12 protein-coding genes are annotated in these 13,909 nt (G+C 35.3%); 11 read left to right on the top strand and 1 reads right to left on the bottom strand.

The window, feature by feature from the left end; all coding sequences use genetic code 11:
• The 11 genes from ACFQZ1_RS13960 (at position 1) to ACFQZ1_RS14010 (ending at position 12,873) form a co-directional block, all read left to right on the top strand.
• Positions 1–591, top strand: a complete 591-nt coding sequence (locus ACFQZ1_RS13960; protein ID WP_377882782.1) for an NTP transferase domain-containing protein — start codon at positions 1–3, stop codon at positions 589–591.
• 667 nt (positions 592–1,258) lie between these two features.
• Entirely contained in the window at positions 1,259–2,047 is a 789-nt protein-coding gene (locus tag ACFQZ1_RS13965) for a DeoR/GlpR family DNA-binding transcription regulator (RefSeq protein WP_377882783.1), read from the top strand.
• Between the two features lie 170 nt (positions 2,048–2,217).
• A complete protein-coding gene (locus ACFQZ1_RS13970) occupies positions 2,218–3,084 on the top strand; it encodes a carbohydrate ABC transporter permease (RefSeq protein ID WP_377882784.1) in 867 nt (288 codons plus the stop codon).
• 1 nt (position 3,085) lies between these two features.
• On the top strand, positions 3,086–3,913 hold the full coding sequence (locus ACFQZ1_RS13975; protein WP_377882785.1) for a carbohydrate ABC transporter permease: 828 nt from the start codon (positions 3,086–3,088) through the stop codon (positions 3,911–3,913).
• A 25-nt stretch (positions 3,914–3,938) separates the two neighbouring features.
• Complete coding sequence (locus ACFQZ1_RS13980; RefSeq protein ID WP_377882787.1) at positions 3,939–5,300, top strand: ABC transporter substrate-binding protein; 1,362 nt, start codon at positions 3,939–3,941, stop codon at positions 5,298–5,300.
• 115 nt (positions 5,301–5,415) lie between these two features.
• Positions 5,416–6,834: a CehA/McbA family metallohydrolase gene (locus ACFQZ1_RS13985; RefSeq protein WP_377882890.1), complete on the top strand. Its 1,419-nt coding sequence runs from the start codon at positions 5,416–5,418 to the stop codon at positions 6,832–6,834.
• On the top strand, positions 6,827–7,534 hold the full coding sequence (locus tag ACFQZ1_RS13990) for an HAD family hydrolase (RefSeq protein ID WP_377882789.1): 708 nt from the start codon (positions 6,827–6,829) through the stop codon (positions 7,532–7,534). The genes ACFQZ1_RS13985 and ACFQZ1_RS13990 overlap by 8 nt, the downstream gene beginning before the upstream one ends.
• 219 nt (positions 7,535–7,753) lie before the next feature.
• Positions 7,754–8,854, top strand: a complete 1,101-nt coding sequence (locus ACFQZ1_RS13995) for an ABC transporter ATP-binding protein (RefSeq protein ID WP_377882790.1) — start codon at positions 7,754–7,756, stop codon at positions 8,852–8,854.
• A 707-nt stretch (positions 8,855–9,561) separates the two neighbouring features.
• On the top strand, positions 9,562–10,695 hold the full coding sequence (ald, locus tag ACFQZ1_RS14000; RefSeq protein WP_377882791.1) for an alanine dehydrogenase: 1,134 nt from the start codon (positions 9,562–9,564) through the stop codon (positions 10,693–10,695).
• A gap of 88 nt (positions 10,696–10,783) precedes the next feature.
• Entirely contained in the window at positions 10,784–12,199 is a 1,416-nt protein-coding gene (locus ACFQZ1_RS14005) for an amino acid permease (RefSeq protein WP_377882792.1), read from the top strand.
• A gap of 113 nt (positions 12,200–12,312) precedes the next feature.
• Positions 12,313–12,873 (top strand): class I SAM-dependent methyltransferase, encoded by a 561-nt coding sequence (locus tag ACFQZ1_RS14010; RefSeq protein ID WP_377882793.1) that lies wholly within the window; start codon positions 12,313–12,315, stop codon positions 12,871–12,873.
• A 233-nt stretch (positions 12,874–13,106) separates the two neighbouring features.
• Here ACFQZ1_RS14010 and ACFQZ1_RS14015 read toward each other — a convergent pair whose 3' ends face one another.
• On the bottom strand, positions 13,107–13,877 hold the full coding sequence (locus ACFQZ1_RS14015) for a TSUP family transporter (RefSeq protein ID WP_377882794.1): 771 nt from the start codon (positions 13,875–13,877) through the stop codon (positions 13,107–13,109).
• Positions 13,878–13,909: the final 32 nt, after the last annotated feature.

Raw genomic sequence — 13,909 nt, forward strand, 5'->3', positions numbered from 1 at the left:
ATGAAAATCATTGGTGTATACTTGGCGGCTGGAAATAGTAGACGAATGGGACCGGGAATACATAAACTTTCTCTTCCTTTACATAATGAACCACTAGGTAATGCAGCCCTCAAAACCGCTTTGTCCTCAAATCTCTCCGATATTATTATTATCACAAATGATGCGAGTTGGGTTTCACAATCATTACGATACGAGAACGTGCACATTCTTTCTTGTTCCCATTCTAGTCAAGGACAATCATATTCACTTCGCTGCGGTGTTAAAAAGGCAATGCGTATGAAAGCGGATGGAATTGTTGTCTTACTGGCTGATCAACCCTTTATTAAAACAGAGCTAATTAATGAATTAATAGATTGTTATAAACAAAATGAAACGGTCTATTATGTAGCAGCAAAGTATCGCGGAATTGTAAGACCGCCTGTTTTGTTTGCAAAGAAAATATTTCCTTATTTGCAAACATTAAAAGGTGATCAAGGAGCGCGTACTATTTTTCAAGAATCATTTGTAAAGGGCATAACGATATCGTATGAAGAAGCAGCCTTTTTTTATGATGTGAATAGTTGGAGCGATTATACGAAAATTATAAAGTGAAACTTCCATCAGTGGGGGTTTTTTCATCCCTCACCTACCTTCTGTAGAAAAGCGAAAGCGGCTTGCCCAGAATCGCAGGACGTCCGAGGGGGGCGAAACGACCGGAGATTCTAGCCGCTAGAGCTGGACAATGCTTGTCTCTCAATCTTAAGGTGGGGATCTTACTACTCGCGAATAGCGGGATACAGTGATACATATATTTCGAAAATAGTTATTATATATTGAAGAAACTGGTATGCTGTTAGCCTTTTAACATATTTGTCGACATTCATAATCAAGAAGAATCTAGAAAAAGGTTTTTTACCTAATACTTCTAGTAGTTCATTTATTGTAGCATTTATGTTATCCTTGTCCGTGTGAGTTTCCTTATAATTAGAAATTTGGATAGGATTACCCATCTTAATTATAAGGGGTTGTTTGTTTATCTATTAAAGATAATAAGCGAAGTGAAGTTTTCATACGTTTCTTCGCGAAAACACTTGATAAAGTGAAACTTCCATCAGTGAGGGTCTTACTGCTCACGAATAGCGGGATGAATAGGAAATATATTCATATAACGCTACTGTGTACCATTATAGATAGTGTCATTCTAAAGGTATTATTCTAGTCTTTATAAGCATTTTTAGAAATATGTATATTTTGTGTAATACAAAGAGGTGTGAATTGGATGAAATCTTATACACAATTTGAACGAAGAAAATACATACTTGATGAGTTAGAAAAATACAATCGGGTAATGGTAAATGATTTAGCTAAAGCGCTAAATGTTACCACAGAAACAATTCGAAGAGATTTAGATATGATGCATAAGGAAGGTAAGCTTACGAAAATACATGGTGGTGCAGTTAAGAAAAAAGATCATACCATTGAATTCTATTTTGATAAGCGTCGATCTGAGAATATTGAAGAAAAACGAAAAATTGCTATGGAAGCAAGTAAATTAGTAGAAGATAATGATATTATTGCAATTGAAATTGGGACAACCACGATGCAAATTTTAGATTTCATACATGATAAAAAGAATTTGACGATTCTAACAAACTCGATACCTGCTGTTAATAAGGTTATCGAGCTGAAAGAACAGTATGATTCATTTGATTGCAAATTAATAGTATTTGGTGGAATGTTAAACTCAAATTCATTAGCATTGTCTGGAGAAATGATGTTAAACTATCTTGACCAATTTACTGTTAATAAATTATTTGCTTCATGTGATGGAATTTCTTTAGAAAAGGAACTGACGTGTTCGTATATTGAGGACGCGCAAGTTTTCCAGCAATTAAAGAAAAACGCAAAACAAGTTGTGATGATGATAGATGAGACAAAGTTTAATTTAACAAAGTTTTATAAAAGTGGAAATTTTGAGGATATCGATGCGCTGTATACAAATGCTAAGCTCGATGAAAGATGGCAAAATGCCCTATTAAGTAAAGGTATTGAAGTAATAACAGTATAGAAAGAACATTTTAAAGTAGACTATTTCTTAATGAGAAATAGTCTTTTTTGTTATGTTTTTTGTAAATATATTGTTTTGTTTTGTTATTATGTTGATTTTACAATTCGTTAACATAATAACAACATTGCATTAATAATGTGCCCGTACAATATGAATTAGGAGGTGCGAGAATGCAAATAAAATTATCAAAAGCTGTGTTCTTTTTATTACCGGTTGGAATACCTCTAATATTGTTTTGGATCATTCCGAATTTCATTAGTTTGGGTATTAGTTTTACAGACTGGGATTTCATGACCAATGGCTTTAATTTTGTTGGTTTAAATAACTATATTAATTTGTTTACGCAGGATTCTTTTATACAGGCATTGTTAAATACTCTTTATTTTGGAATTGGGACAGTCGTTCCAACGATTGTATTAGGTTTAGGTTTAGCATTATTCTTCCGAAAGAAGTTCAGAGGTTCTGCAATTTATCAATTAATGATTTTTTCACCTTGGGTAACGCCAACGGTAGCTGTATCCATTGTATGGTCACTTCTATATGAACCTCAATTTGGAGCTATCAATAAGGTGCTAGAATTTTTCGGGATACCGGGTTTGGACTGGCTAAAGAGTAGTCATACAGCGATGCTAGCGGTCATTATTGTAACGGTATGGAAACTAGTTGGATGGACGATGCTTTTCTATATCGGTGCACTAGAGAAAGTACCAGATAGCTTGTATGAAGCTGCTAGTATTGATGGAGCAAATGCATGGCAGAAATTTCGATATGTAACACTACCGATGGTTTCACCAACAACATTCTTCTTAGTTGTTGTCAATATAATTACTTCGGTGCAGGCTTATGATCAAATTAAAATTTTAACACAAGGTGGACCGAGCGGTTCGACACGAACGTTACTTTATTTATTCTTCCAACAAGCGTTTGAACAGTTCGATATGGGGTCTGCAACGGCAATCGCATTTATTATATTAATCATTACAATTCTGCTATCCGTTATAAACAAGATAGTAGGTGACAAGTGGGTGAACTATTAAGATGAATGATACGAAAAAGAAGCCATTAATTCTAAAGCATATCTTTTTGACTTTATCAAGTATTGTGTTTGTCTTTCCATTCATATGGATGGTACTTGGTTCGTTTAAAACATCCAGTGAAGTATTACAAGGAGGTTTTTGGCCTACGCAATTTCACTGGGAAAATTATCGTCAAGTATTAGACACTCTTCCGTTTGGCACGTATATATTTAATAGTTTTTATACCTCTTTCCTTATCACGATATATGTACTTGTTTCGTCTGCACTCTTTGCTTATATGTTGGCATTTTATAAGTTCAAAGGGAAGAACTTGACATTTAGTGTTGTCATGGCAACGTACATGATTCCTGGAGCTGTATCTTATGTTCCGGTATATGTGATGTTAGGAAAAATGGGCTTACTTAATTCACACTTTGGATACATGATTACTATGGCTGTTAGTGTATTCGGTATTTTCTATTTAAAACAATCATTCCACAAGGTTGGTTATGAAACAGTAGAAGCAGCCAAAATTGATGGAGCAAGTGATTGGCGTATTCTTTGGAAGATTATTTTTCCGATGACGCGATCATCATTTGTAACATTAGGTTTAGTTACATTTATTGGTAATTATAATAACTATATTTGGCCAGCTCTTATATTGAATGATGGCCACAAAAAATTAATTACTAACGGAATTGCTGATTATTTCATTAATAGTTCTTTAGGCCGAGATTGGTCGCACATTATGGTTGCAAGTACAATCGCCACAGTGCCGCTCTTAATCGTATTTTTAGTTTTACAAAAATGGTTCCTCTCAGGCGTTACTGATTCAGGAATAAAAGGCTAACTAAACATTAAAGGAGACATTCGGGATGAGAAAATTATTAATGCTTTTAACAGTTTTGTCCTTATTTGTTGGTGCACTTGCAGGCTGTTCAGGTGGAACAGGAAGTACTGTCAAAGTAAGTAAAGAAGGAGATAAGATTGTTGTTCCGTTTATTAATGGTGTAGGTGGTTCACTTGCAGACAAAGTAGACAAGATTGTCGAGGAATACAATAAAAGTCAAGACAAATATGTAGTGAAAACAACAAAAGCAGGTAACTACGATGAGTCTTATCAAAAGCTTCAAAGTGGATTTGCAGCGAATAACCAAGAGGCAATTGCATTGTTAGGTTCAGACGTTGCTCAAGAATATGCTAAGAAAAAGTTAATTGTACCTTTAGATGAATATGTTAAAGATGATAAGCAATTTAACAAAGAAGATTACGGAAAAGGTTTTATGAATCAAGCGACAATTGATGGGAAATTATATGGGGTTCCTTTTTACGGTACAACTCAAATTTTTTATTACAATAAAAAAGTGTTAGCGGAAAATGGCTTTACACCTGACGATTTAAAGACATGGGAAGGCGTAGAAAAAGTAGCGAAAAAAGTAGCAAAACGTGACGCAAATGGAAATGTCACATACGCAGGTTGGATGCCAATGTGGGGTACGTCAAACTTAATTGACGCGGTTCGCAGTGCTGGCGGAAATGTATTAAGTGAAGATGGTAAAAAAGTATTAATTAACGACGACACTTGGGTTACAGTATGGGAAAAATTCCGTACATGGCTTCACCAAGATAAAATTATGAAGATTAATTCAGGTGGAACTGGATGGGAATATTGGGATAAAACAATCATCGATTTAGTTGAAGGTAGAACGTTAGGATTTACAGGCTCATCTGGTGACCAAGGATTTGTTTTTAAATCGTTAGGCAAAGGAATGACTGAGCAAGAACGTCTTGACACATTTGGAGCATTACCGCAACCAGCTTGGGGTAATAATAAACCAGCACCAAAATTAGAAACGTATTTATTAACATTAACGAGAAATGTTGATCCAGAAGTAGCAAAAGGTGCATATGACTTTATGAAATTTGCTACAAGCACTAAGCAAACGGCTGAATGGTCAATGGCAACAGGTTATATCCCTGTTCGTAACAGTGTAACAGACTATGGTCCTTATGCTGAATTTGTTAAAAAACAACCACAAGCATTAGTTCCATTAGAGCAAGCTAATAAAAATGGAGTTGCGCCATTTGTGGATCCAACAGGCGGTAAAATCAATGACGCATTAAATGTAGCTAAGGATAAAGTAGAAATTGAAGGAGTGCCTGCAAAACAAGCATTAGATGAAGCAGCTAAAGTTGCGCAGGAAGAATTAGATAAAGTTCTGAAAAAGCAGAAATAAAATTTCCATGAATTAGTTTGTAGAGAACAGAGAGGTGCTTTTGAATCAAAGAGGTACCTCTCCTCTATATTTTAGTAAGTAAAAATAAAAAAAGGGTGTGGGAATCATGATTGAAATGAAAGGTGCCATGACTCTTTCTCCATTTATAAAAAATAAACATTGTTTCCAAATGGATTCAACTGACATTGCTAACTTTACATTAACTATCGATCAAGGGGTCGGCCGAAAAATTCCGCTTTTACTAATCTTGAGAGATCCTAAAGGTTATGTGCGTATACAGTATCAAACGCCAATTGTTGACGAAAAACTGGTTGTTGCAAAAAATCCGAAGTTTTGTTCAGCTGGGTGCGTTGGAGGGGAAATACCATCTGGTAATTGGGAATTAGAAGTAGTATATACCCCTCATTGTGCAGATAAAGCACTAAAGTTTACCGGAAGAAAACTGGACTATCAGGTAAATATATTGGTGAATGATGAGGTAGAACGAGAATATGATCGAGAGCATTTTTGCAAGGAAAATGTCTTTATTGATGAATACAATTTTGAAAAGGTAATGAATGAAGAGCATCGTTGGTACAAAGGAGATTTTCACGTCCACACAGATTTAACAGATGGTGAGATGGATGACGAGCTGGCAATGAGCGTATGTGAAAAACAAGAGTTAGATTTCTTATATGCAACGGAACACAATATTGTTATGCCATCTTATCAAAAAGGAAGCACATTGATCATACCATCGATGGAACTGACAACTCCTTACGGTCATTACAATGTGTTCGGGATGAAAGAATATGTTAACTTCACAGAGTATTTAGATGAATCGCTGAACGCTAAAAGCATGGATGAACTATTTTCTTTCATAAAAGAAAAAGGCTATTTAATTAGTGTGAATCACGCATTTATGAAACCTTGGACGAACCAAGTTGATATTGATCTAGAAAATATTCATACAATGGAAATCATGTGTGATCCAACTTATAAAAAGAGCAAGCCATCTACTTTAGAAGCTTTAAAGTTCTTCGATCAAATGTGGTTAAGTGGTCTTAAAATTTGGGGGATTGGCGGAAGTGATTCTCATTTACATCCATCTAAAACATTCCCAGGATCTAAAGACCCATCGATTTATGGTGACCCAGGAACGTACGTATTATGTGATGGCTTATCTATGAAAAACTTAAAAGATTCTATTCAAAGAGGCAGAATTTATTTTTCTCGATTTAGAAAATTAGAGATAGATATTCAAAATGAAGGTAAAACCATTTATGTCGGTGACGAGGCGCAAGGAAATATTCGTTACAGCATTCATACAGATAAACCATGCGAGTGGAGATTAATTGTGAATGGCCAAGTGATTGAAAAAGAATTTGGCAGCCAAGTAGCCTTTGACTTTTCTTTAAATGAAGGAGCATATGCTAGAGTTGAGGGTTGGGAAGATGATGAATTAGTAGCGTTTATAAATCCTATTCATAATAACGTTAAGCGTCAGAGCATAAAAACATGGTATGAAGTTTTAGGAGGACCAGAAGGTGAATAAAGGAATTATTTTTGATAAAGATGGAACACTCATACAGCTAGATTCTGTATGGTACAAAGTTGTTCATCGTGTGCTAGATGATATATTTCAAATGTATCCAAATGAAAAAAGTAAACGAAATGAATACCTTAAGATTATTGGTATGGGTGATAATGATTTTGAGAGTACGAGTTTACTAGCTTGTCAAACAAATTACTTTATTGCGGCTGCATGGTTTTCGTTATTAGAAAATCAAAATGTGGATAAAGAGAGTTTTATTGATGATGTATGTGCATTATTTAAAAAACATTCTACAGCAGATGATCTCGTATTTACAGAAGTGAAAGGTGCGAAAGAAACCTTAAAATATTTAAAAGATCATAAATATGTAATAGGGGTTGTTACAGCAGACGACGTTGATGCAGCTGTTCACTCACTTAAAATGACAGGATTATATGATTATGTAGACTTTTTAGGCGCAGATGATGGTGTTCATAAGACAAAGCCTGACAGTGATTTCTATTATATGTTCAAAGAGAAATTTTCACTGAATGAAGAAGATGTTTTAATGGTAGGCGATACACTAACAGACATTAAATTTGCAAGAAATAGCAATATTAAAGTAGTAGGCGTTTTATCGGGTGCAAGCAGTAAGGAAGATTTAGAAGGCGAAGCGGATTATATTTTAGACAGTATGAAGGACATTTCCAAAATTTTATAAAGTGAAACTTCCATCAGTGGGGGTTTTCTTCATCCCCCACTGATGGAAAGCTCTCACCAATCGGGCTTTTATGGGCAGTTATCCCCCACCTATCTTCTTCGCTTCTCTCAATCTTGAGGTGGGGGTCTTACTGCCCGCGAATAGCAGGATAAAACAATGTGTGGTCAATATTGTCAATAACAGTATCTTTAAAAATAGCTAAAATTATAGGAGGCAATTATGGCTCAGCTATCATTCAAAAATATTTATAAGAAATATGATCATGATGTGACAATCGTAAAAGATTTTAATTTAGAAGTGAATGATGGAGAATTTATCGTTTTGGTTGGACCTTCAGGATGTGGGAAATCGACGACATTACGTATGATTGCAGGACTTGAGGAGATTTCAGAGGGAGACTTTTATATTGATGGAGAGCGTGTAAATGATGTTACACCGAAAGATCGAGATATCGCAATGGTTTTTCAAAACTATGCTCTTTATCCACATATGACAGTTTATGATAACATGGCGTTCGGCTTAAAGCTGAGAAAATATAGTAAAGAGGAAATTGACCAACGTGTGAAACATGCAGCACAAATCCTTGGACTTGAGCAATATTTAGACCGAAAGCCAAAAGCACTTTCTGGTGGACAACGTCAGCGTGTTGCATTAGGTCGAGCGATTGTTCGAAATGCAAAAGTTTTCTTAATGGACGAGCCATTATCAAACTTAGATGCAAAGCTGCGCGTTCAAATGCGTGCCGAGATTACAAAGTTACACCAACAACTGCAAACAACAACTGTGTACGTTACGCATGATCAAATAGAAGCGATGACAATGGCAACACGCTTAGTTGTGCTAAAAGACGGTATCATTCAACAAGTTGGCACACCTAAAGAAGTTTATGAAAAACCAGAAAATGTATTTGTCGGAGGCTTTATCGGTTCTCCTGGAATGAACTTTTTCAAAGGAACATTAACAGAAAATGCTGTTATGATTGATAAATGGAAAATTGAAGTTCCGGAAGAGAAGATGAAGAGTTTACGAAACAAAGGGTATGTGAATAAAGAAATTATCATAGGTATACGTCCAGAAGATTTTTATTACGGCAAAACACTTTTAGAGTCACCTCATAATACAAAGATAACGGTAACGATTGATGTGTCAGAATTAATGGGATCAGAAACATATCTTTATTCTAATATCAATGGTCAATCCTTCGTTGCACGTGTTAACTCCTCAGTTGATGTGTATAGTCAATCTGAGATGGATCTAGCTTTGAATATGGACAAAGTTCATTATTTTGACTCTGAAACTGAAAAACGAATTGTGTTATAGATTATTCAACGAACAAGTCATTAATATTTCAACAAAGGCCTATCCCAAACTGGGGTAGGCCTTTGTTGTTGATTACTTTCTTTAATTTTTAATAAGGTGAAGCCTCCACCAGTTGCCCAAATTAGGTTGCAGCTGATACTATTTCGGAAAATGCAGATGGTGTAAGAAAAAATTATTCGAAATCGTATAGAAGCTTATATATGATGTAACTTAACTATACTTGGCATTCTTTTAAAAACACGGATTGATGTAAAAAGATACAATGATAATGCTCTGCTTTATAAGCGATTTTGTTCAATTGAATGTAATGAGCATAGTAGTTGATTTAGTTTCGGGAATTATACTGATAAAGGAATAAGTATGTAATCTAAGCTTTTGTAAAGGTGTTAAACAGGAATTTAAAAGAACCATTTCTGAAGTTTTACCTATATAATCCAAATTAATCTTCTGATATTTGTCTATTTTAGAGCATTTTCTGGGAATAATAAAAATAGAATGGTAGAATAGAGAAAGAGAGTATGCACCCTTTTTAAATAAATATAATTCCTTATATTTACACTATTCGAAATATAAAGACTTTTACTTTTTAAATATGTTAGCGTTTTCATAAATATGAAGTTATGCTAGAATAAATTCATAAGTTATTAATTATTATAAAAAGAAAAAAGAATTGCTTTTTTCTGTTAATTATAAGGGGGCATTTCATTATGCGTATTGGGGTACCTGGAGAAATTAAAAACAACGAAAACCGTGTAGCTATGACACCAGCTGGTGTTGTACATTTAATTCGTAACAACCATGAAGTATTCATTCAAAAAGGTGCAGGATTAGGCTCTGGTTTCACTGATGAGCAATATGTAGAAGCAGGAGCAAAAATCGTAGAAACAGCTGAAGAAGCTTGGTCTATGGAAATGGTAATGAAAGTTAAAGAGCCAATTGCGAGCGAATACAAATATTTCCGTGAAGGTTTAGTGTTATTCACTTACTTACACTTAGCGCCAGAACCAGAATTAACAAAAGCATTAATTGAAAATAAAGTAGTAGCAATCGCTTACGAAACAGTTCAATTAGAAAACCGTTCTTTACCATTATTAGCACCTATGAGTGAAGTTGCAGGTCGTATGGCAGCACAACTTGGTGCACAATTCCTTGAGAAAAATAAAGGCGGAAAAGGTATCTTACTTGCAGGTGTTCCAGGGGTAAAACGCGGTAAAGTAACAATTATCGGTGGTGGACAAGCTGGTACAAATGCTGCTAAAATTGCAGTTGGTCTAGGTGCTGAGGTAACAATTATCGACTTAAGTGCAGAGCGTCTTCGTCAATTAGATGATATTTTCGGCAATCAAGTAGCAACTTTAATGTCTAATCCTTACAATATTGCACAAGCTGTAAAAGAGTCTGATCTTGTAATCGGTGCAGTATTAATTCCAGGAGCAAAAGCACCAAAACTTGTAACTGAAGAAATGATCAAATCTATGGAGCCAGGTTCTGTTGTTGTTGATATCGCAATCGACCAAGGCGGTATTTTTGAAACTACTGACCGTATTACAACTCATGACAACCCAACTTACGAAAAACACGGCGTAGTTCACTATGCAGTTGCAAACATGCCTGGTGCGGTTCCACGCACATCTACACTTGCGTTAACAAACGTTACAGTACCATATGCAGTACAAATCGCAAACAAAGGCTACAAAAAAGCTTGCTTAGAAAACACTGCATTATTAAAAGGTATTAACGCATTAGAAGGCTATGTAACATTTGAAGCAGTTGCAGAAGCTCATGGTGTAGAATATAAAGCAGCAAAAGAATTATTAGAAGCAGAAGCAGTATCTTGCTAATTTAAATATCGGACAATATTTTCATGCATCAGGATAAGAGCTAAGAGAAATGCCTCTTAGCTCTTCTTACTAGAAGGAGGTAAGAAGAGTGGCCAACTTATTCAAAAAGAAATCTGTGACACAATTGTTAAGCCAAAGTCAAGGTAAGACTTTGACAAAAACATTAGGGGCATTTGACTTAACAATGTTAGGAATTGGTGCGATTATCGGTACAGGCGTTCTTGTATTAACTGGAATCGTTGCAGCAAGAGATGCTGGTCCAGCTGTTATTTTCTCATTTATGATTGCAGCAATTGTTTGTGGCTTTGCGGCATTATGTTATGCAGAGGTTGCCACAGCACTACCTGTATCAGGGAGTGTATATACGTATGCATATGCAACGATTGGAGAATTTATTGCTCATTTAATGGGATGGACATTGTTGGCAGTGTATGTCGTAACAATAGCAGCAGTAGCTGGTGGTTGGACAGGTTACTTTAGTAATTTAGTGAGTGGATTCGGATTAGAAATTCCGAAACAATTGTTAACGATTCCAGCTCATGGCGGAATTGTGAACCTTCCAGCGATTGTAATTACGTTAGTATTAACATGGTTACTATCTCGTGGTACGAAAGAAAGCAAACGTGTAAATAATGCAATGGTATTAATTAAACTCGGTATTGTTATATTGTTTATTGCAGTTGGTGTGTTCTATGTAAAACCAGCAAACTGGACACCGTTTGCACCTTATGGTTTAAGTGGAATTTTCGCTGGGGGAGCTGCGGTATTCTTTGCTTTCTTAGGGTTTGATGCATTAGCAACTTCAGCTGAAGAAGTAAAAAATCCACAGCGTGATTTACCGATTGGTATTATTGCTTCACTTGCAATTTGTACAGTTATTTATATTGCAGTTTGTCTTGTTATGACAGGAATGGTGCCATACAAAGAATTAAATGTACCAGAAGCGATGTCTCACGTATTAGAAGTTGTTGGACAGGATAAAGTAGCGGGTGTTATCTCAATTGGGGCAGTAATTGGTATCATGGCTGTAATTTTTGCTTACATTTATGCAACAACACGTGTATTTTTTGCAATGAGCCGTGACGGTTTACTTCCGAAATCATTTGCAAAAATTAATCCAAAAACAGAAGCACCGGTATTTTCAACATGGTTAACAGGTATCGGAGGTGCTTTAATTGCCGGATTTGTCGATTTGAAAGAATTGTCAAACTTAGCGAATATTGGAGCATTATTAACATTTTTAATGGTAGGTATTGCAGTACTGATTCTTCGCAAAAAACATCCGAATTTAAAACGCGGCTTTATGGTGCCGCTTGTACCAGTACTACCAATCATTTCGATTGCATGTTGTTTATTCTTAATGGTTAACTTACCATTGACAACATGGTTATACTTCGGTGGATGGCTTGCACTAGGGGTTATTGTATACTTCGGGTATTCTAAAAAACATAGCCATTTAAAAGAAGATGAAAGTTCGCAAGATCATTTAAAACAAGCAAATTAAAGGGGAAAAGCCTTGTACGCTTAGGAGCGTGCAAGGCTTTTTGGTTTTTAGAAGGAAGTTTAGGAAAGTATATAGAAACCTTTATGTCGAAAGATGTAAAAGGGGGAGAAATAATGTTTGTAAAAGAAGAAATAAGAGTTGTAGTTGGAGCAGAAGGATATAACAATAATCCAGGGTGGTTACATACACAAGAAGATGAACTGAATTTATTGAAAAGAGCAGATTGGACAAAGAAATTTGCTTCAAATTCTATAAAAGCAATCTTAGCAGAACATGTATGGGAGCATTTAACGTATGAAGAGGGAATAGAAGCTGCAAAAGTTTGTTATGAATTTTTACAACCAGGCGGCTATATTCGCTGTGCAGTACCAGATGCATTTTTTCCAGATGAAGATTATCAAGCTGGGGTACAAGTCGGAGGACCTGGACCATTAGATCATCCAGCTGCAAGTCATAAAATTGTTCATAACTATAAAACAATGACTTCGATGTTTGAAGAAGCTGGTTTTGAAGTAAATGTACTAGAGTATTGTGATGAAAATGGAGAATTTCATTTTAACGACTGGAATGAAAAAGAAGGCTTTATTTATCGATCAAAACGCTTTGATCATCGCAATCAAGATGGGAAACTTGGGTTTGTCTCATTAATTGTCGATGCAGTTAAGTCTGAATAGGAATATTATGCAAGAAAGAAGAGATATATTGTCTCTTGAATAGTTGGAATTTTCGGAATTGAAAACTTGAGGTTATTTATACAATAAAGAAGGAACCTATTTCATTTTCTGATAAGTTCCTTCTTTAATTATATAAATTTTTAATTTTGGCGGGTTATTTCTCGAATTGTTGTCATAACCCAATAGCGGCTTTTATTTTTGCAAAAATGAAAAGATATTAATAGGTAAGGTAATTAAATAAGATGCATATAATCTAAAATGTTTTTTCCGATTAGAAACAGAGTAACAACGATAAACAATATTCTTACATATGATACACCTTTCTTAATTGCAAAGTTTGATCCCACTAAAGCTCCTAAGATCATAGCAATTCCCATGGGAATTCCATACGAAAAATTGACAACATCTAGATATAGAAACATGATGAGTGCTGCAATGTTACTACCAAAGTTAAGGACTTTTGCATTGCCTGCTGATTGTACAAAATCAAATCCGATAATTAGAAAGGAAAATAACAAAAAAGAACCTGTGCCAGCCCCAAAAAATCCATCGTAAAAGCCAATACTTAATACCGCTACTGCAAAGATGAGGCCCCTTTTCCAGCTCATTCCTTGATATCTAGAATCTTTGCCCCAATCTTTTTTTAGAATTGTGTAGATAGCAACTGCGATTAGTAATACTAAGATTAACGGCTTTAAGACCTCTGAGGAAATATGTTTTACAATGTATGCACCTAAGAAAGAACCAACAACAGTCAAAGGGAATAGCTTAGATACGAGTGGAAAGTTTACTTTTCCAGATTTAATAAATGATATGGTACTGGTTAAAGATCCCATTGAACTTGCTAACTTATTGGTAGCAATTGCTGTTGAAGGTGGTAATCCTGTAAACAGTAGGGCTGGGATAGAAATTAACCCTCCTCCTCCTACTACTGAATCTACGAAAGCAGCAAAAAAACCAGAGAGTACTAAGAAACTTAATGTGTAAAAGTTGATATCTTCCATATCCATTCCTCCTATGAAGTAAAAGCTATTAA

Source organism: Bacillus sp. CGMCC 1.60114 (assembly GCF_042676365.1).
GTDB classification, from domain to species: Bacteria; Bacillota; Bacilli; order Bacillales; family Bacillaceae_G; genus Bacillus_A; species Bacillus_A rhizoplanae_A.

Coding starts and splice junctions, on each gene's coding strand:
- ACFQZ1_RS13960 (WP_377882782.1), top strand. CDS start 1: ATGAAAATCATTGGTGTATACTTGGCGGCTGGAAATAGTAGACGAATG.
- ACFQZ1_RS13965 (WP_377882783.1), top strand. CDS start 1,259: ATGAAATCTTATACACAATTTGAACGAAGAAAATACATACTTGATGAG.
- ACFQZ1_RS13970 (WP_377882784.1), top strand. CDS start 2,218: ATGCAAATAAAATTATCAAAAGCTGTGTTCTTTTTATTACCGGTTGGA.
- ACFQZ1_RS13975 (WP_377882785.1), top strand. CDS start 3,086: ATGAATGATACGAAAAAGAAGCCATTAATTCTAAAGCATATCTTTTTG.
- ACFQZ1_RS13980 (WP_377882787.1), top strand. CDS start 3,939: ATGAGAAAATTATTAATGCTTTTAACAGTTTTGTCCTTATTTGTTGGT.
- ACFQZ1_RS13985 (WP_377882890.1), top strand. CDS start 5,416: ATGAAAGGTGCCATGACTCTTTCTCCATTTATAAAAAATAAACATTGT.
- ACFQZ1_RS13995 (WP_377882790.1), top strand. CDS start 7,754: ATGGCTCAGCTATCATTCAAAAATATTTATAAGAAATATGATCATGAT.
- ald (WP_377882791.1), top strand. CDS start 9,562: ATGCGTATTGGGGTACCTGGAGAAATTAAAAACAACGAAAACCGTGTA.
- ACFQZ1_RS14010 (WP_377882793.1), top strand. CDS start 12,313: ATGTTTGTAAAAGAAGAAATAAGAGTTGTAGTTGGAGCAGAAGGATAT.
- ACFQZ1_RS14015 (WP_377882794.1), bottom strand. CDS start 13,877: ATGGAAGATATCAACTTTTACACATTAAGTTTCTTAGTACTCTCTGGT.